Consider the following 17,840-nt stretch of genomic DNA (forward strand, 5'->3'; position numbering starts at 1 on the left):
GGGGGCGCCTCGCGGGTGTCGGGAGGCGGATCGCCCGCGCGGGGACGGGAGTCGGCGCCCACCCCGCCGGCACCGTCCCCGGTGCCGGCGGCTCGGACCTCGGAGGCCTCGGCGGAGCCCGGAGCGGTCGTGCCGGCTCCGGGCCCGTCGTGGTCGCACCGGACACAGACCACCACCAGCGAGACGGTCATCACGGCCGTCCTCGCCAGACGGTAGGCACGCCTCCGGTACCAGGGCCTGCGTCTTCTACGCGCCATGCGTACGGCGACGGAGCCGGAACCACATCACCCCGCCCACCGCGACGAGGCCGACGACGCCGGCACCGGCGACCGTGGTGAAGGCCTCACCGCGCGCGATACCACCGCCACCGGCCGGCGGACCGCCCTGCGGGCCGGGCGGGGGCGTCGTCATCGAGGTGCGGCAGTCGACCGAGAAGGTCTTCTGCCGCTCGCCGCCCGTGATGCCGGTGAACGTCCAGGTCAGCTGGTACTGACCGTCGGGCAGGTTGAGGTCCTCGGTGTGGCCGATGCCGCCCGCGAGGTTCAGGGTCCCGCGCAGCGTGGCGCCGCCCGGCACATTGGGCTGGGTCGCGATGTTCCAGGTGACGGCCGTGATGGTCTCGAAGTTGGCCGCGTCGAGGTAGAACCGGCAGACCCTCGGCTCGTCGATCGCGTCCCCGTACGGCGTACGCGCGACCCCGTCCCACGGCGCCGTGTGGATCTTGAGTGTGCCATTGTCACCGGGCGCCATCGGCGCGGCTCCGGACGTCGGCATCCCGGTCAGCGGGGTCAGCGCGGCGGTCAGCGCCGTGACGGCGGCGATGCGCGCGGCGCGGTGTGGAAGAGGCGTGGTGGGCATGCGAGTCCTCCGAGTCAGACGATTTTCGTACAAATCGCTTCGTCTGACTCTCTTTCACATGTGCACGCCTAATCGTGGAAGCAGCGCCTTACGGCCCATCAGATACCACTCTTTCGACGCAAGATCGCCCTTGGAAGGATCGCCTTACCGGTGCCCTCCGGCCCTTCCGCCGGCCGCGCGGGCGCCCGCAGCGCCGTGCCCGCCGAGACCAGCAGCAGCGCACCCAGCATCACGAACGGCGCCGCCACCCCCGCGACACCGGCGACCAGGCCCGCCGACGCCGGTGCGGCGACCTGGCCGAGCCGGTTGCCGGTCAGCCGCAGCGCGAGGGCGGTGGAGCGGGCGCCCTCGGGTGCCGCCTGCACGACCGTCGTCATGGACAGCGGCTGCCCCACGCCGAGACAGAACCCGAGCACCGCCAGCATCACGGCGAGCGCCCACACCGGCACCGGCAGCGCGATGCCCGCGCACAGCAGAGCCGCCAGCAGACAGGTCACCGTCAGCAGCAGGGTCCGGCCGAGCAGCCGCAGCAGGGGCGTCAGGACCAGTCGGCACGCGATGGTGGCCGCCGCGCGCAGGCTGAGCAGGACGCCGATCATGGCCGGCGCGATGCCGCTGTGCTCGCCGACCACCGGCAGATAGGCGGTGAGGATGTCGGTCGCGGACAGCACGGCGAGGCTGATGAAGATGCCGGCGGGCACGCCCCTGGCGCGCAGTATGCGCTGCACGGGCACCCGCTCGCCCTGTTCCTCGCGGGACTTGGCCGTCGTACGGCTCTCTATGCGCCACAGCGAGGTGAGCGCGACCGCGCCGCCGGCGCCCGCCACCAGCAGCGCGAGCGCGCTGGTCCCCGCCATGTCCGGGCCGCCGATCAGCGCGCCCGCCGCGATCGGGCCGACCAATTGGCCGAGGGAGGCGCCGATGGTGAAGTGGCCGAAGTTGCGGTCCTGTTCGTGCGGCGCGGACTGGCGGGCGACGAGGGACTGGGCGCCGATCACGAAGCAGAGATGGCCGAGTCCCATCACCCCGCTCCAGACCGCCATCGCCCACAGCGAGTCCGCGAGGCCGCTGAGGGCACAGCCGCCGGATATCAGGACCACGCCGACGGGCAGCAGCGGCGCGCAGCGGCCGTGGTCGGTGCGCCGGCCCAGCGGGACGGCGACGAACAGCGGGAGCAGGGCGTACACGCCCGCGATCACGCCGATCGCCCGCTCGTCGGCGCCCAGCGCGAGGGCCCGGTAGGAGACGGCGGGCCGTGCCATCGACACCGCCCCCTGCGCGAAGCTGAAGGCGATGACGAGGCGGAGCAGCCAGCCGCGGTTCCCACCGGGCCTCATGAGCGTGTCCTCCGTGAAGGGTGTGCGGGGATCAGGAACAGGCGACGACGCGGATCAGATGATTCCGAAGAGCATGCCCGCCGCGAGGATGACCAGACAGGTGAGGGCCGCCCACTTCACCACGAACTTGGTGTGGTCGCCGAACTCCACCTTGGCCATGCCGACGAGGACGTACACGGCGGGGACGAGCGGGCTCGACATGTGCAGCGGCTGGCCGACCAGGGAGGCGCGGGCCATCTCCAGCGGGGTGACGCCGTGTGCGGCGCCGGCCTCGGCGAGCACGGGCAGGACGCCGAAGTAGAAGCCGTCGTTGGACATGAAGTAGGTGAGCGGAAGGCTCAGCACACCGGTGACCAGGGCCATGTGCGGGCCCATGCCCTCGGGGATGACGTCCACCATCCACTTGGCCATGTGGTCGACCATGCCGGTGCCCTGGAGGACGCCGGTGAAGACGGCGGCGGCGAAGACCATGCCGGAGACGTTCAGGACGTTGTCGGCGTGGGCGGCGAGACGGGCCTTCTGGTCCGGGATGTGCGGGAAGTTCACGGTGAGCGCGAGCGCGGCGCCGAGCAGGAACAGCACCGGGATCGGCAGCCACTCCATGATCATGGCGGTCAGCAGGGTGACGGTCATCAGCGCGTTGAACCAGTAGAGCCTGGGCCGCAGGGTGGGCCGGTTCGGGTCCAGCGCCTGGAAGCGCTCGTCGTCCTCGGCGCCGTCCTCCGCGTCGGTGCCGGAGCCCGAACCGCCGGTGCCCGCAGGCGACTTGGCCGCACCGGAGCCGTTGGAGCCGGCGGCGCCCACGAGCACCGTCTCGGTCTCCTTCTCCTCGGCCTTCTCCTTGACCAGGGCCTCGTCCAGGGTGAGCACGCCGAGGCGCTTGCGCTCACGCAGGCCGAGGAAGTACGAGAGGACGAAGACGGCCAGCAGACCCACGGCGAGGGCCGGGATCATCGGGACGAAGATGTCGCTGGCGTCGAGCTTGAGCGCGGTGGCGGCACGGGCCGTCGGGCCGCCCCACGGCAGGGTGTTCATCACGCCGTTGGCCATCGCCGCGACACCGGTCATCACGACCAGGCTCATCTTCAGGCGCTTGTACAGCGGGTACATCGCCGAGACGGTGATCATGAAGGTGGTCGAGCCGTCGCCGTCGAGCGAGACGATCGCGGCGAGGACCGCCGTGCCTACGACGATCCGCATGGGGTCGGCCTTGCAGAACTTCAGGATGCCCCGAACGATCGGATCGAAGAGGCCGACATCGATCATCACACCGAAGTAGACGATCGCGAACATGAGCATCGCCGCGGTGGGGGCGAGGCTGGTGACGCCTTCGATGACGTAGTCACCGAGCTCGGCGCCCTTTCCGACGAACACACAGAACAGTGCCGGAATCAGTACGAGCGCCGCGATCGGCGACATCTTCTTCATCATGATCAGGACCAGGAAGGTCGCGATCATGGCGAAGCCGAGGAGGGTCAGCATGAGTGGATACCTAACGTTCGCCCTTGAACATCCCACGAGGGCCGGGGGTGCGACGACGTTAGGACCCGTCAAGCAGCGTTAACAAGACGTTGACGTGCGAGCAATAAGCGCAAAACTCCAGGTCAGAGCTTTGCTCAGGTCAGAGCCGTGATCTTTTCGGACACCGGGGCCACCTCGATGGGCACTCCGTTGAGCACCGCGTTGCCCGACAGCGGGTCGAGCAGACTGCCGTCGAGGAGCTGGTTGACGTTGACTCCGGGGTCGGTGGCGGCGTGCCCGAGCCGGGTGCCGGGGCGGTCGTGCCCCCAGCCGTGCGGCAGGCTCACCACACCCGGGCGCACCGCGTCGGTGACCTCGGCGGGCGCGGTCACCTCTCCCCCGGCGCCCTTGAGGCGTACGGCCGCGCCGTCCCGTACGCCGAGCCGTTCCGCGTCCGCCGGGTGGATGTGGAGGGTGCAGCGGTTGGAGCCGCCGGTCAGGGCGGGCACGTTGTGCATCCAGCTGTTGTTGGAGCGCAGATGGCGGCGGCCGATGAGGACGAGGCCCTCGGGGCGGTGCAGCAGGGCCTCCCGCAGCCGGGGCAGATCCCCGGCGATGGGCTCCGGCAGCAGCTCCACCTTGCCGCTGACGGTCTTCAGCGGCTGCGGCAGCCGGGACTTGAGCGGTCCGAGGTCGATGCCGTGCGGATGCGCGAGCAGTTGTTCCAGGGTGAGCCCGTCGGGTCGTACGCCGAAGCCGTCGCCATAGGGGCCGAGGCGCAGCATCATGTCGAGCCGCCGCTCGGGGCCGCTCTCGCCGGTGAGCCGCGCGGCGATCTCCTGCGGGTCGCGCCCGTGGACGGGAGAGTGGGGCTCCTTGACGGCCTTGCCGAGTGTCTGGCCGATGACCAGGTCGTCGACCGCGGACGGGTCGGCGCCGTGCATGCCGGTGGCGGCCAGGATCAGCCGGGCCAGGATCTCGGCCTCGGCCATGCGGCCCGGCTCCAGCGGGACGGCGGCGCGGGTGTAGCGGACCTGGTTGCGCACGGCGAGGGTGTTGAAGGCGAAGTCGTGGTGCGGGCTCTGCGAGGGCGGGGGCGGCGGCAGCACGACATGAGCGTGGCGCGAGGTCTCGTTGAGGTACGGGTCGACGCTGACCATGAAGTCGAGCGAGTCCAGGGCCTTGTCGAGCCGGTCGCCGTCGGGGGCCGACAGGACCGGGTTGGCCGCGACGGCCACGAGGGCGCGGACGGGCTCGCCCTCGGCGGTGGCGGTGTCGATCTCCTCGGCGAGCGCGGACAGCGGCACCTCGCCCTTGGCCTCGGGGTGCCGGCTCACCCGGGAGTGCCAGCGCCCGAGCGCGAAGCCGTGGCCGGGACCCGCGGGGCGGGGCGTCCTGTCGGTGGCCGCCTGCGGGAAGAGGGCGCCGCCGGGGCGGTCGAGGTTGCCGGTGAGGACGTTGAGGACGTCGACGAGCCAGCTGGCCAGGGTGCCGTGCGGGACGGTGCAGCTGCCGATACGGCCGTAGACGGCGGCGGTCGGGGCGGCGGCGAGCTCGCGGGCCAGGGCGCGGATCGTGCCGGCGTCGACGTCACAGGCGTCGGCGACGGCCTCCGGGGTGAAGTCCCGCACCTCCGCGCGGAGTTCCTCGACGCCCTGGACGTGCGGCGCCAGTTCCCCGAGCGCGACGAGGTCCTCCTCGAAGAGGACGTACGCCATCGCGGCCAGCAGCAGTGCGTCGGTGCCGGGCCGGATCGCGACGTGCCGGTCGGCGAGTTTGGCGGTGCGGGTGCGACGCGGGTCGATGACGGTGAGGGTGCCGCCGCGGGCCTTGAGCGCCTTGAGCTTGCCCGGGAAGTCGGGGGCGGTGCACAGGCTGCCGTTGGACTCCAGGGGGTTGGCGCCGATCAGGAGGAGGTGGTCGGTGCGGTCGAGGTCCGGCACCGGGATCGCCAGGGCGTCACCGAAGAGCAGTCCGCTGGAGACGTGCTTGGGCATCTGGTCGACCGTGGAGGCGGTGAAGACGCTGCGGGTGCCCAGGCCGGCGAGCAGGACGGGCGGATAGAGCGCGCCGGCCACGGTGTGCACGTTGGGGTTGCCCAGCACGACGCCGACCGAGTTCGGACCGTACCGCTCGACGACCGGGCGGATACCGGCGGCGACGGCGTCGAATGCCTCCTCCCAGGTGGCCTCGCGCAGTTCGCCGTCCCGGCGCACGAGCGGGGTGCGCAGCCGGTCGGGGTCGCCGTCCACGGCGCCGAAGGAGGCGCCCTTGGGGCAGATGAATCCCTGGCTGAACACGTCGTCACGGTCTCCGCGGGCACCGGTGACCGCGGTTCCCTCGATCGTGAGCGTCAGGCCGCAGGTGGCCTCGCACAGGGGGCAGATACGCAGGGCGGTGCGGGACACGGGTCCTCCCGGAGGTGGCGGCGGTATGGGCGCGCGGACTCGGAGCCGAGCATACCGACCGGTATGCACGGCCGGGAGCCCTCTCCGGGGGTGAGGTCGGAAATTTGCGAGAGGCCGGTCCCGCGTCGCGCAGGACCGGCCGCGGCGGGTGGTCAGTCCAGCACGCGCGCCAGATACGCCCGCAGCAGCACCCGGGCCTCCTCCAGGATCCGTTCGTCACCCTCCGGGGCCACCCGGAAGGCCAGGTGGACCAGCGTGTCGGCCGTTTCGACGGAGACCAGGAAGGTGCGCCGCAGGTCCTCGTCCGGTTCGCGGTCGAGGTAGCCGGAGAGCAGGTCGGTGAGGCGGTCGGCGACGCGGTGATTGGGTTCACCGCGGGTACCGACGGGGATCTGGTTGCCGAAGTCGACCAGGGAGAAGCCGGGCGCGGTGCGCTTCATGGCGATGTACTCGTCGAGCACGGCGTCCATCGCCACCCGCCAGCCTCCCCCACTCTCGGCTTCGCCCGAGCGGGAGGTACCCCCACCGGTGGCCCCCTCCAGGCGCTCGGTGACCCGGGCGGTGTAGCGCTCCAGGTTGCGCTGGGCGAGGGCGTCGGCCATCTGGCGTTTGTTGCCGAAGAACCGGTAGACCGAGCCGATCGGGACGCCGGCCCGCTGGGCGACGGCCCGGGTGCTCAGCTCGTCGTAGCCGACCTCGTCGAGGAGGTCGGCGCAGGCGTCGAGGATCCTGGTGAGCCGTTCTGCGCTGCGCCGCTGCACGGGCGCCCGGCGAAGCGTTGCTGGATGGGGCACGGTCTTCATGATGCCTTTCCGGCTCGGTCCGGTGAACCCTGACCCCCGGTACGGAAGCGGGTATGCGGTGCACTCAGTGCTGCGCTCGGTACGGGGGCGGACACCGTCGGTACCGGCATCGGCATCGCGGTCGACCCGTTTTCCACTTCCGCCTCAGTCGCCCCCGCCACCTCCGTCGCCCGCGTCACCTTCTCCGCCCCCATCGCCTTCTCCGCTCCCATCGCCTTCTCCGCCCCCGTCGTCGTCTCCATCCCCGTTTCCGCCGGGACCGTCCGCGTCGTCGCCCCCGTCCCCGCTTCCGCCCGGTCCGTCCCCGTCGTCGTCTCCGCCCCCGTTTCCGCCCGGTCCGTCCCCGTCGTCGTCTCCGCCCCCGTTTCCGCCGGGTCCGTACCCGTGCCCGCCCCCGTACCCGTACCCGTCTCCGTTTCCGTCTCCGTCTCCGTCTCCGCCCCCGAGGCCGTGACGTCGGCCGTGCTCTCCACGGGGGCGCCGTCCACGGCCCACACCGTGCCGTCGTCGGCGTACAGCCGGGCGGTGACCTGGTGCGTGCCGCGCGGGACGAGGTCCGCCGGGAGTCGGTAGCCGGGAGCGCGGAGCCGGGTGACGAGGCGGCCGTCCACGAAGAGGTACGCCAGCCCCCGCCCGGCGACCGCCCGCGCCTCGGCCCCGGCGGGCGAGAAGCGGAAGGCACGCACGGTCAGCCGCACGTCCCAGCCCCCTCCGGTGCCGGCTCCGTCCGGCCCGGCCTCGCCCCCGCCGTCACCTTCAGGGTCCGGCTGGACCTCTATGGCGACCTCGGGCGCCTCGTCCTCGCCGACCTCCCGTAAGTGCCGCCCGGCGTCGTCGGTGTCCTCGAGGACCTTGCCCGCCGGGGACGGCGAAGCGCCGCCCTTCCCCGGGTCCCGCGCATCGCCGGAGCCACAGCCGGCGGATCCGGTCAGCAGCAGGACACAGACCGCCGACGCGGCGAGCAGGGGCCGGGTCCACGACATGCCCGGAGACTAGAACACCGGTCCGACAGCCGAATCCCCCTTGAGTCGGGTCGGCGTCCGGTTCTCGTCGTACTCGAAGCGGAGTCCGGCTGATCTCTTGCGCCCGGGAAAACGCAATCCTACGGTAGAGCATAGGAATCAGATCTCAAGGGAGCGATCATGAGCGGGGACGCGCGGAAGACCGCGGAAGGGCTGACCTACCTCTCCGGTTTCGGCAACGAGCACAGCTCGGAGGCGGTGCCCGGCGCCCTCCCCGAGGGCCGCAACTCACCCCAGCGCGCCCCGCTGGGCCTGTACGCGGAACAGCTGAGCGGTACGGCGTTCACCGAGCCGAGGGCGCACAACCGCCGCTCGTGGCTCTACCGCATCCACCCGTCGGCGGCCCACCCGGCATTCACCCGCACGGACAACGGCCAGATCCGTACGGCGCCCTTCACGGAGTCGGTGCCGGACCCGAACCGTCTGCGCTGGAACCCGCTGCCCGAGCCGACGCCGGGCACCGACTTCCTGGCCGGCCTGTGGACCCTCGGCGGCAACGGCGACGCGACCCAGCGCACGGGTATGGCCGTGCACCTGTATCACGCCAACTCCTCGATGGACCGCGTCTTCAGCGACGCCGACGGCGAGCTGCTGATCGTGCCGGAGCGCGGCGGGCTGCTGCTGCGCACGGAGTTCGGGATGCTCCATGTGGAGCCGGGACATGTGGCGCTCATTCCCCGTGGGGTGCGCTTCCGTGTGGAGCTGCTGGATGACTCCGCGCGGGGATATGTGTGCGAGAACTATGGGGCGCCCTTCCACCTCCCCGACCTCGGCCCGATCGGCGCCAACGGCCTCGCCAACGCCCGGGACTTCAGGGCGCCGGTGGCCGCGTACGAGGAGGTCGAGGGCCCGGTGGAGGTGGTGAACAAGTTCTGCGGCAACCTGTGGACGGCGATGTACGACCACACACCTCTCGACGTGGTCGCCTGGCACGGCAACCATGTGCCGTACATCTACGATCTGCGCCGCTTCAATGTGATCGGCTCCATCTCCTACGACCACCCCGACCCGTCGATCTTCACCGTGCTGACGTCCCCGTCGGACACCCCGGGTCTCGCGGGCGTCGACTTCGTGGTGTTCGCGCCCCGCTGGCTGGTGGGCGAGGACACCTTCCGGCCGCCGTACTTCCACCGGAACGTGATGAGCGAGTACATGGGCCTCGTCGAGGGCGCCTACGACGCCAAGGCGGAGGGTTTCGTGCCCGGTGGCGGTTCGCTGCACAACATGATGTCGGCGCACGGCCCGGACCGTGAGACCTTCGACCGGGCGAGCGCCGCGGAGCTGCGGCCGCAGAAGATCGACGACGGTCTGGCGTTCATGTTCGAGACCCGCTGGCCGGTGACGCTGACCCCGCAGGCGGCCGGAGCCGACCACCTGCAACAGCGCTACGACGACGTCTGGCGGGGCATGGAGCGACACTTCCGCCCCTTGCAGTAGAGATCCCCTACCGGTACGGATGGCCCAGTGACCTCCTTCGCCCCGGACTCGATCGTCCTGAACCGCAAGCTGCCGCTCTGGTACCAGGTGTCGCAGTCGCTGCGCGCCTCCATACTGGGCCGCCGGCCCGAGGACCCGCTGCGCCTGCCCACCGAGGAGCAGTTGGCCGAGCACTACGGCGTGAGCGTGCTGACCATGCGGCAGGCGCTGAAGGAGCTGGAGGACGAGGGCCTGATCACGCGCCATCGCAGACGCGGCACGTTCATCGAGCCGGACGCCCGCCGGGGAGCCCCGGTGCGGCTGCTCGGCTCGGTGGACGCAATCGTGGCCCAGCAGTCCGGCATGGCGACCGAACTGCTGGACCACGGCCGGGCGCAGGTGCCGGGCGAACTCGCCGAGTACTTCCCGGACGTGACCGAGGTGGCGACGTACCACCGACTGCGCAGCGACGAGAAGACGGGCGAGCCGACCAACCACGCCCGCAACTTCGTCCGCCCCGAACTGGCGGCGCGGATCGATCTGGACGACCTCCTCCGCTGGCCGATGACGAAGGTGCTGCGGGACGTCGTCGGGGCGGACATCGGCCGCATCACGGACACCGTGGAGGCGCGGCTGGCGGACCCGGAGACGGCGCGGCTGCTCCAGGTCCCGCTGCTGAGCCCGATCCTGCACTACACGGGCGTGACGTACGACGCGGGCGGGCGCGTGCTGGACGCGGCGGTCATCAACTACCGGGGCGACCGCTTCTCCTTCACGGTGACCCTGGACGCGACGTAGGCGCGTCACCGGAAAGCGCGGTACGCGAACCGCGGGTGGGCGGGGGCCGGTCGCTCCCGCGCGGCGGAGCCGCATGTCGGCACAGCTCCGCGCCCCTCGCGGGGGCGCCGCGCCGCCCCGCCTGTCGGACCCAGGCCGTACCATGCCCAGCGTGACGCACGACGACGCTCCGCCGCTGGCGGACCTCATGCCGTGGTCCGTCGCACCGCCGCGGCTCGGCCGGGGGTGGCCGGCGGGCCCCGACCCGGCGACCCTGAAGGCCCGCTGGGACGCCTTCGTCAAGGCCGAGGGCCCGGACCGGGAGGCCCTGCTGGAGCCGACCCGCTCCCGCACCCTGCACTCCGCGGTGGGCCAGCTGCCCGGGCACTCCACCGGCACGGAGAAGCTGGTCCGCGCCGCGGGTCCCTGCCCGGAGCCGGTACGCGTCCTGCACGCCCCCTTCGACGAACAGTGGCTGATCCCCGACCACCGTCTGATCGACGCGGCCCGTCCCGAGCTGTGGCGGGTGCGGGACGACCACCAGGTCTTCGTCCTGGAGACGCCGGAGTCCGGCCTGCTGGCGACCTCCGTGCTCCCGCTGCTCCGCCCGGGCCGCGTCCGCCCGCTGTACCGCCGCCCCGGCGGCACGGAACCCAACCTGGCGCCGGGCCTCACGGAGCACCTCCGGGACCGGCTCGGCGTTCCGGTCGAGCCGCTGGACGTCCTGGCCTGGACGCTGGCGGCCGCGCGCCCGGACCTCACCGTCCCCCTGACCGCCGACCCGGAACTGTGGGCACGTGGCGTGGAGTCGGGCCACCGCGCCTTGTGGCTGATGCGGCGCAACGGCGACCGCCCGAAGCTGCCCGGCGGCCGCCGCCCGTACGTCCGCGCGCCGCTCCCCTCCCGTCCCGTGACGCTGGAGTACGACCGCGACGAGGAGGCCCTGCTGCTGGACGAGGGCAGGATCTCCCCCGTCCCGCCGGAAGCCTGGGACTACGAGGTGGCCGGCGTAAAGGTCCTGGAGCAGTGGTTCACCGCCCGCGCCGCGGAGGCCGAGCCCGGCACGCTGGCGGCGATCCGCCCGGCGACCTGGCCGCAGACATGGACGTCGGAGCTGCTGGAACTGATCACGGTCCTGGCCCTGCTGGCGGAACTCCAGCCGCTCGGCGAGGATTTGCCGTCCCCCATCACGACGACCGACCTGCACAAGGCCGGCGTTCTGCCGGTCCCCGGGCCGGCACGTCGCCCGGCATCGGTCCTGGACCACCACGAGGAAGGCCCAGAAGGCCAGTTCGCGTTGCTCTGACCGACCTCAGAGGCGCGGGGAACGGCCGCGACGGCGCGGCAGGCGCCCGACCGGCCGGGGGAGCTCCCCTAACGCGCGCCGGGATCGAATGCATCCAGCACCCGTTCCAGCGCCCGCCGGAACACCCCCTCCAGATCGATGGGCCCGCTGTCCGCCATGAAGGCCGCCGCGAGGTGCGGATAGTTGCCGGTGGCCACCTGCCCGCCGAGGTACGCGATGCGGACCGCGTTCTCCTCCTCCTCGGACCAGGGCATGGAACGGGTGCGCTCGGCGGTGGCGATCTCGTTCGCGGTGTACGTCGTCACGACACCGTTGAGCAGCGCGACCAGCTCCATCTTCACGCTGTACGGAACGTCGAGCGGTTCGAGACAGGCCAGACAGTGCTCCAGGTAGCGCAGGGTGTTGGGGCTGAAGCCGTACACCCCTGACATCAGCCGCGGCACCCAGGTGTGGCGGTGCATGATGCCGCGTGTCTCCTGCGCGTTGCGGATCATGTCGGCACGCCAGTCGCCCGAGGGCTCCCGGATGTCGTGCTCGGCGCCCACCGCGTCGATCATCAGCTCGTGCAGGTCCTCCTTACGGGGGACGTAGTTGTACAGCGACATCGTCCCGCAGCCCAGTTCGGCCGCGACATGCCGCATGGACACGGCGTCCAGCCCGCGCGCGTCGGCGATGCGCACCGCCGCGGCCGCGATGTCCGCGCGCGTGAACGCGGGCCTCGGACCGCGCCCGGTCCGCTCGGGACGGGCCCAGATCACGCCGGGCTCGGCCGCCTTGCCTGCCATCGATCATCACCTCGACCACCATCCTAGTTACGTACACCGTACGTAGTGCGCTATGGTCGACCCATGACTTCTACGTACGCTGTACTTAGTGAAGGTCTGGAGAAGCGATTCGGCGAGGTCCACGCCCTGCGCGGACTCGATCTGGCCGTCGCGCAGGGCACCGTCTGCGGCCTCCTCGGCCCGAACGGCGCGGGCAAGACGACGGCCGTACGGCTCCTCACCACGCTGCTGCGGCCGGACGCCGGCTCGGCCCGGGTCGCCGGGCACGACCTGCTCCGCGACCCGGCGGCCGTCCGCCGCGGCATCGGCGTCACCGGCCAGTACGCCTCGGTCGACGGAGAGCTCACCGGCCGGCAGAACCTGCGGCTGTTCGCCCGGCTGCACCGGGTGCGCGGGCCGGCCGACCGGGCCGCCGAGCTCCTGGACCGCTTCGGCCTGACCGAGGCGGCCGACCGGCCGGCGTCCACGTACTCGGGCGGGATGCGTCGCCGCCTCGACCTCGCGGCGAGCCTCGTGCGCCGCCCCGACGTGCTCTTCCTCGACGAGCCCACGACCGGCCTGGACCCGGCCAGCCGCAACCGGATCTGGGACGCCGTACGGGAACTGACCGCCGACGGCACGACGGTGCTGCTGACCACGCAGTACCTGGAGGAGGCCGACCAACTGGCCGACGACATAGCCCTGGTGGACCAGGGCCGGGTGGCGCACACGGGTTCGCCCGCCCAGTTCAAGGCCCTCATCGGCGCGCACGTGGAGGTCGTCGTCGCCGACGCCGACGTGCTGGTCAAGGCGGCGGCCGTACTCGATCAACTCACCGGCGCGGAGCCGTCGTTCGACCACGACCGGCGCTCCGTCGGCGCGGTCACCCGGGACGCCACGCTGACCCTGCCCCGGCTGGTGCGCGAACTCGACGCGGCGGGCGTTCCGTTGCTGGACGCGAGCATCCAGCCGCCGACGCTCGACGACGTCTTCCTGCGACTCACCGAGGAGAGTGCCGCATGAGCACCCTGGCCTACGACGGCGGCGCGATGCTGGGCCGGCAGCTGCGGCGGATCCGCAACAACCCCGGGCTGCTGATCCTGACCCAGACCATGCCGATCACCATGCTGCTGTTCTTCGGCTACGTCTTCGGCAGCGCGCTGGCGATGCCGGGCGAGCAGTACCGGTCCTTCCTGGTGCCGGGCCTCCTGGTGGCGACCGCGGCGAACGGGATCATGACCGGGATGTTCCAGGCCGCCCAGGACACCCACCGCGGGGTGATGGACCGGCTGCGGACCCTGCCGATGAGCCGGGCCGCCGTACCGCTCGGGCAGGCGGCCGCGGATCTGGTCGTGACGGCCGCGGGGACGGTGCCGTTCCTGCTGGTCGGGCTCGCGGTGGGATGGCGGATCGAGGGGTCCGCGCTCGAAGCGGCGGGCGCTGTGGGGCTGTTGCTGCTGTTCCGGTTCGCGACCACGTGGATCGGGATCTACCTGGGGCTGCTCACCCGGAACGAGGAGGCCGCCGGCCAGTTGGGCGGGGCGACGTTCGTCCTGCCGCTGCTGTCCAACGCCTACATCCCGACGGACAACCTGCCGGACTGGCTGCGCACCGTCGCCGAGTGGAATCCGATCAGCGCGGTCACCACGGCGCTGCGGGACCTGTTCGGGAACGCGCCCGTACCGGAGGGCGCCGCGTGGCCGGTCGCACATCCGCTCGCCGGGTCGCTGATGTGGTGCGCGGTACTGATCGCGGTGTTCGCGCCGCTCGCCGTGCGGCGCTACGGGCGCGGCGAGGGCTGACACCCCGGGTGGGGAGGACCGGGGTTCGGGGGGCCGCCTCGTCAGCGTCCGTGCGCGACTGAAGCGTTACGCACGGGACGCGGGCCGGTGAACGAGGCGGGTGGACCGGGGGGACGTGCCCGCGCCCGGGTAGCACTCCGGGGCACCGCTGCTTGCCGTGGGGATGACGGCGGCGACAGCGCGGTGCCGGGAAGGACGTGCCACCGAGCGCGGGCCTCGTGAAGTCGCGCGAGGAACGCCGGTGCGGCTCAGCGCCCGCCGAACAGCGAACGCCGGAGCCTGCGCAGCGGGGCGAAGAGCGAGACACGACGGACCCGCGCGTTTCGGTCGCTGCGCTCGTGCGCCTTGTCACGCGTGGTGAGCTCGCGCATCAGCGAAGTCGCCTCGGCCGCCTCCCGCTGCGGCACGGCGGGACCCGCCAGTACCGACAGATGGCGGTCGAGACGCGAACTGGTCGCGCTGCTCCCGCAGGTGATCGCAGGGACCCTGGCCCTGCTGCGCACTGTTATCTGATCCATGTCACTCCCCACCCGTACGAGTCCACCCGGCCCGGGCAGGTTAACCCTATCGCCCCGGTGGGGCACTCGTGTATCGCGGTCACAGGATTCACCTTCCCCGTAAGGGTGTTGACGACTCGCGCCCGGTTACTCTCCGAATCCAACCGATTTCAGGGCGAGTTGGACAACTGGCTGGCTGGTGGGTTGCGGTGATCCCCCGTCGGGCTCGACGGTCACAGCCAGTGACGTCGCCGACTTGTCGAGACCGGCCGCGACCAAGGGCGTGTCGCCGTCGAAAAGCCCCAGGGAGCGTGGTTGCACACCGGGGCGCATGAGCCAGAGCTGGTGCACCCGGCCGCTCGGCAGATCGCCGTATCCGCTCAGAGTGACGACGGCGCGCCCCTCAGATGCGGAAGCCACCACTCCGATCGTCCGGCCCTCGGCGTCCTTGCCGGCTGTCGCGCGGGCGTCGGGCGCTCCCAGAACGTTAGCGATCTCACTCGCCCGCGCCTGCTGGGCGTCCAGCTGATCCTGCGTCCGGTTCGCCTGGACGGCGAACAGGGAGGCGACGACGAGTGCCGCGGCGGCGGTCGCCGTGGCGAACGGCACGAACAAGGGGCGCGTCCTGGGCGCACGGGCGCGCGGCGGCGGCTGGTTGCCCCACACGTGCGGGGGCAGCTGCGTCGCACGCGCGGGTGCCGACTCCCGCCCGACGGGCTCCTGCGGAGTGGCGCGTACGGCGGCCAGCACCCGGTCGCGCATCGCGGCCGGCGGCGCGGCGGCCGTCGACCAGGCGAGGCGGACGGCGTCCTCGGACAGCGTGCGCACCTCGGCGGCGCAGACGGCGCAGGTCCTCAGATGCTTCTCGAAGCGGAGCCGCTCGCCGGGCTCCAGCGCGTCGAGGGCGTAGGGCGCGGCGAGGGAGTGCAGGTCCTCGCGGCGCAGCAGGCGGTCGACGAAGCTCACGCGACTCCTCCCAGGCACTTGCGCAGCTGGGTGAGTCCGTCGCGCATCCGGGTCTTGACCGTGCCCAGCGGCAGGGACAGCCGCTCGGCCACTTCACGGTAGGTGTAGCCGTCGTAATAGGCGAGGGTGACCGACTGGCGCTGGAGGGCGGTGAGGCGCTCCAGACAGCGGCGCACCCACTCGCGTTCGAGGCCGGCCTCGACCTCCTCGGCCACGTGGTCGAAGGCGGGGTGGTTCGCGCGCAGAGCCTCGCGCTGCTCGCGCTCGCCGGCCGCGCGGGCGCTGCGCACCCGGTCGACGGCGCGGCGGTGGGCGAGGGTGAGGATCCAGGACAGGGCGCTGCCCCGGCCCGGGTCGAACTTCGCCGCGGACCGCCACAGTTCGAGCAGCACCTCCTGCGCCACCTCCTCCGACTGGGCGGGGTCGCGCACCACACGCCGCACGAGCCCGAACACCGGTCCCGAGACCAGGCCGTACAGCTCCTCGAAGGCCTTCTGGTCACCGCCCGCCACGAGCACCAGCAGCTCGTCCGCCTCCAACTCGTCTCCCCCTCCAGCCAGACCGCATCTCGGCCGCCTTGTCCCACGAGGTATTCGCAACGAACACACCTCCGGATGGGGTTACGGATCAACGAGCCGAAAAAGCGGGTCGAGCAGCCGAAAAATTTGTTTTCGAGATCGACCAATCCGGCCCGCCCCCCGCTCCGAATCCCGGTGCGTCAGGCAAGTTGGCAGTGAGGACGGACGGCATGACACCTAATTCCAGGAGCGGTGCGGGACGCAAGGGCCTCGCGACCCTCGTATGTGGTGCGCTGGCCGCCGGGGGGCTCGCAGCCGCCGGCGTCGCCGCGCTGGAACCGGGGGCGGCCTCCGCCTCCAGCCACCGGGAGGCCCCGCTCATCTCGGGAACCCCGCAGTACGACAACACGGACGTGTACGCGTTCGTCAGCCCGGACAAGCCGGACACGACGACGATCGTCGCGAACTGGATCCCGTTCGAGGAACCGGCCGGCGGACCGAACTTCTTCCCCTTCGCGGAGGACGCGCAGTACGACCTCCACATCGACAACAACGGGGACGCGCAGGGCGAGCTGCTGTACCGGTTCACCTTCGACACCCACGTCAAGAACAAGAAGACGTTCCTGTACAACACCGGTCCGGTCGAGTCTCTGGACGACCCGGACCTCAACGTCACGCAGACGTACGACATCGAGCTGATCAAGCTCAAGAACCAGAAGCTGGTGTCGAAGACGAAGGTCGCCAACGATGTTCCGGTGGCGCCTTCGAACGTCGGCAAGGCGTCGATGCCGGACTACGCCAAGCTGCGCGAGCAGGCCGTGCACGAGCTGCACGGCGGCACGACGACGTTCGCCGGCCAGGCCGACGACCCGTTCTTCCTGGACCTGCGGGTCTTCGACCTGCTGTACGGCGGGAACCTCTCCGAGGTCGGCAACGACACCCTCAAGGGCTACAACGTCAACTCCATAGCCCTCCAGGTCCCGACCCACATGATCACCGAGTCGGCGGACCAGCCCATCGTCGGCATCTGGTCGACGACCCAGCGGCAGAACGCCAAGGGCTACTACGAGCAGGTCTCGCGTCTGGGCAGCCCGCTGGTCAACGAGGTCGTCAACCCGATCAAGGACAAGGACAAGTTCAACGCGTCCGCGCCCTGGGACGACGCCCAGTTCCTGAAGAACGTCACCAACCCCGAGCTGCCGAAGCTCATCGAGGGGATCTACAAGATCCCGGCGCCCAAGGAGCCGCGCAACGACCTGGTCGACGTCTTCCTCAAGGGCGTCAAGGGCCTCAACCAGCCGCCGCACGTGCGCCCGGCGGAGGAACTGCGCCTGAACACCTCGATCAAGCCGACGGCCGAGCCCAAGCGGCTCGGTGTCCTCGACGGCGACAACCAGGGCTTCCCGAACGGCCGTCGCCTCACCGACGACGTCATCGACGCCTCGCTCCAGGTCGTCGAGGGTGAGCTGCTGGGCGCCAAGAACGACCTGGGCGACGCGGTCGACAAGAACGACAAGGACTTCGAGAAGGCCTTCCCGTACGTCGCCCTGCCGACCGAGGGCTCTCGCGGCCCGCTCGCCAAGGGCACCGACGGCGGCACGGACGTCCGCAGCCAGCTCGGCGACGCGCTCCAGCCGGCCGGCGCCTCCGGCGGCACCGACAACATGGCCCTGATCGCCGGCTCGGCCGGTGCCGGTGCCCTGGGCATCCTCCTCATCGGCGGGGCGCTGATGTGGTGGCGCCGGATGCGGGACCGGGCGTACTAGACGCTCCGCTGGGGTGCGGGGAACGGCCGTGGGCCGTGTGCGGGCCGGTTGTGGCTGGTCGCGCGGTTCCCCGCGCCCCTCAAGGCGTTGCACTACGCCCCTGTTGACCGGCGCGGCCCGCGAAGTACTCATCCCCCAC

General features: G+C 71.5%; 15 protein-coding genes and 2 pseudogenes. 6 read left to right on the forward strand and 11 right to left on the reverse strand.

Features of this window, described 5'->3' with window-relative positions:
* From ACGFW6_RS44895 to ACGFW6_RS44925, 7 genes and pseudogenes are all read right to left on the reverse strand, one after another.
* Positions 1-191: pseudogene (locus tag ACGFW6_RS44895) on the reverse strand (hypothetical protein); the annotation flags it as partial.
* A gap of 55 nt (positions 192-246) precedes the next feature.
* A complete protein-coding gene (locus ACGFW6_RS44900; RefSeq protein WP_393523537.1) occupies positions 247-858 on the reverse strand; it encodes a hypothetical protein in 612 nt (203 codons plus the stop codon).
* 98 nt (positions 859-956) lie between these two features.
* Positions 957-2,195 carry an MFS transporter gene (locus ACGFW6_RS44905; protein WP_393523540.1) on the reverse strand — a complete coding sequence of 413 codons (1,239 nt, stop codon included), beginning with the start codon at positions 2,193-2,195 and terminating at the stop codon, positions 957-959.
* Between the two features lie 54 nt (positions 2,196-2,249).
* Positions 2,250-3,713 carry a CitMHS family transporter gene (locus ACGFW6_RS44910; RefSeq protein ID WP_393523542.1) on the reverse strand — a complete coding sequence of 488 codons (1,464 nt, stop codon included), beginning with the start codon at positions 3,711-3,713 and terminating at the stop codon, positions 2,250-2,252.
* A gap of 98 nt (positions 3,714-3,811) precedes the next feature.
* Complete coding sequence (locus ACGFW6_RS44915; protein WP_393523545.1) at positions 3,812-6,064, reverse strand: molybdopterin oxidoreductase family protein; 2,253 nt, start codon at positions 6,062-6,064, stop codon at positions 3,812-3,814.
* 152 nt (positions 6,065-6,216) lie between these two features.
* Entirely contained in the window at positions 6,217-6,867 is a 651-nt protein-coding gene (locus ACGFW6_RS44920) for a TetR family transcriptional regulator (protein ID WP_393523547.1), read from the reverse strand.
* A 368-nt stretch (positions 6,868-7,235) separates the two neighbouring features.
* Positions 7,236-7,850: pseudogene (locus ACGFW6_RS44925) on the reverse strand (hypothetical protein); the annotation flags it as partial.
* A gap of 159 nt (positions 7,851-8,009) precedes the next feature.
* Here ACGFW6_RS44925 and hmgA point away from each other — a divergent pair.
* The 3 genes from hmgA to ACGFW6_RS44940 all read left to right on the forward strand — a co-directional run bounded on the left by hmgA (position 8,010) and on the right by ACGFW6_RS44940 (position 11,388).
* Complete coding sequence (gene hmgA, locus ACGFW6_RS44930; protein WP_393523550.1) at positions 8,010-9,326, forward strand: homogentisate 1,2-dioxygenase; 1,317 nt, start codon at positions 8,010-8,012, stop codon at positions 9,324-9,326.
* A gap of 27 nt (positions 9,327-9,353) precedes the next feature.
* Entirely contained in the window at positions 9,354-10,103 is a 750-nt protein-coding gene (locus tag ACGFW6_RS44935; protein ID WP_393523553.1) for a GntR family transcriptional regulator, read from the forward strand.
* 142 nt (positions 10,104-10,245) lie between these two features.
* A complete protein-coding gene (locus ACGFW6_RS44940; protein ID WP_393523555.1) occupies positions 10,246-11,388 on the forward strand; it encodes a type ISP restriction/modification enzyme in 1,143 nt (380 codons plus the stop codon).
* A 68-nt stretch (positions 11,389-11,456) separates the two neighbouring features.
* Here the strand turns inward: ACGFW6_RS44940 and ACGFW6_RS44945 are convergent, their stop codons facing one another.
* Positions 11,457-12,173 (reverse strand): TetR/AcrR family transcriptional regulator C-terminal domain-containing protein, encoded by a 717-nt coding sequence (locus tag ACGFW6_RS44945; RefSeq protein WP_393523557.1) that lies wholly within the window; start codon positions 12,171-12,173, stop codon positions 11,457-11,459.
* Between the two features lie 63 nt (positions 12,174-12,236).
* On the opposite strand from ACGFW6_RS44945, the gene ACGFW6_RS44950 reads away from it, so the two are divergent.
* Positions 12,237-13,175, forward strand: a complete 939-nt coding sequence (locus tag ACGFW6_RS44950) for an ATP-binding cassette domain-containing protein (protein ID WP_393523560.1) — start codon at positions 12,237-12,239, stop codon at positions 13,173-13,175.
* A complete protein-coding gene (locus ACGFW6_RS44955; protein WP_393523562.1) occupies positions 13,172-13,954 on the forward strand; it encodes an ABC transporter permease in 783 nt (260 codons plus the stop codon). Before ACGFW6_RS44950 ends, ACGFW6_RS44955 begins: the two co-directional genes overlap by 4 nt.
* A gap of 248 nt (positions 13,955-14,202) precedes the next feature.
* Here ACGFW6_RS44955 and ACGFW6_RS44960 read toward each other — a convergent pair whose 3' ends face one another.
* From ACGFW6_RS44960 to ACGFW6_RS44970, 3 genes are all read right to left on the reverse strand, one after another.
* Positions 14,203-14,472: a hypothetical protein gene (locus tag ACGFW6_RS44960; protein WP_393523564.1), complete on the reverse strand. Its 270-nt coding sequence runs from the start codon at positions 14,470-14,472 to the stop codon at positions 14,203-14,205.
* A 126-nt stretch (positions 14,473-14,598) separates the two neighbouring features.
* Positions 14,599-15,417, reverse strand: coding sequence for an anti-sigma factor domain-containing protein (locus ACGFW6_RS44965; RefSeq protein WP_393523567.1), 819 nt, complete (start codon positions 15,415-15,417; stop codon positions 14,599-14,601).
* Entirely contained in the window at positions 15,414-15,956 is a 543-nt protein-coding gene (locus tag ACGFW6_RS44970; RefSeq protein WP_190073442.1) for a sigma-70 family RNA polymerase sigma factor, read from the reverse strand. The genes ACGFW6_RS44965 and ACGFW6_RS44970 overlap by 4 nt, the downstream gene beginning before the upstream one ends.
* A gap of 209 nt (positions 15,957-16,165) precedes the next feature.
* Between ACGFW6_RS44970 and ACGFW6_RS44975 the strand changes: the two genes are divergently transcribed.
* Positions 16,166-17,701, forward strand: a complete 1,536-nt coding sequence (locus tag ACGFW6_RS44975; RefSeq protein ID WP_393523570.1) for a DUF4331 domain-containing protein — start codon at positions 16,166-16,168, stop codon at positions 17,699-17,701.
* Positions 17,702-17,840: the final 139 nt, after the last annotated feature.

Source organism: Streptomyces sp. Y7 (assembly GCF_043195415.1).
In the GTDB taxonomy this organism is placed as follows: domain Bacteria; phylum Actinomycetota; class Actinomycetes; order Streptomycetales; family Streptomycetaceae; genus Streptomyces.

Coding starts and splice junctions, on each gene's coding strand:
- ACGFW6_RS44900 (WP_393523537.1), bottom strand. CDS start 858: ATGCCCACCACGCCTCTTCCACACCGCGCCGCGCGCATCGCCGCCGTC.
- ACGFW6_RS44960 (WP_393523564.1), bottom strand. CDS start 14,472: ATGGATCAGATAACAGTGCGCAGCAGGGCCAGGGTCCCTGCGATCACC.
- ACGFW6_RS44950 (WP_393523560.1), top strand. CDS start 12,237: ATGACTTCTACGTACGCTGTACTTAGTGAAGGTCTGGAGAAGCGATTC.
- ACGFW6_RS44940 (WP_393523555.1), top strand. CDS start 10,246: ATGCCCAGCGTGACGCACGACGACGCTCCGCCGCTGGCGGACCTCATG.
- ACGFW6_RS44905 (WP_393523540.1), bottom strand. CDS start 2,195: ATGAGGCCCGGTGGGAACCGCGGCTGGCTGCTCCGCCTCGTCATCGCC.
- ACGFW6_RS44945 (WP_393523557.1), bottom strand. CDS start 12,173: ATGGCAGGCAAGGCGGCCGAGCCCGGCGTGATCTGGGCCCGTCCCGAG.
- hmgA (WP_393523550.1), top strand. CDS start 8,010: ATGAGCGGGGACGCGCGGAAGACCGCGGAAGGGCTGACCTACCTCTCC.
- ACGFW6_RS44975 (WP_393523570.1), top strand. CDS start 16,166: ATGACACCTAATTCCAGGAGCGGTGCGGGACGCAAGGGCCTCGCGACC.
- ACGFW6_RS44955 (WP_393523562.1), top strand. CDS start 13,172: ATGAGCACCCTGGCCTACGACGGCGGCGCGATGCTGGGCCGGCAGCTG.
- ACGFW6_RS44920 (WP_393523547.1), bottom strand. CDS start 6,867: ATGAAGACCGTGCCCCATCCAGCAACGCTTCGCCGGGCGCCCGTGCAG.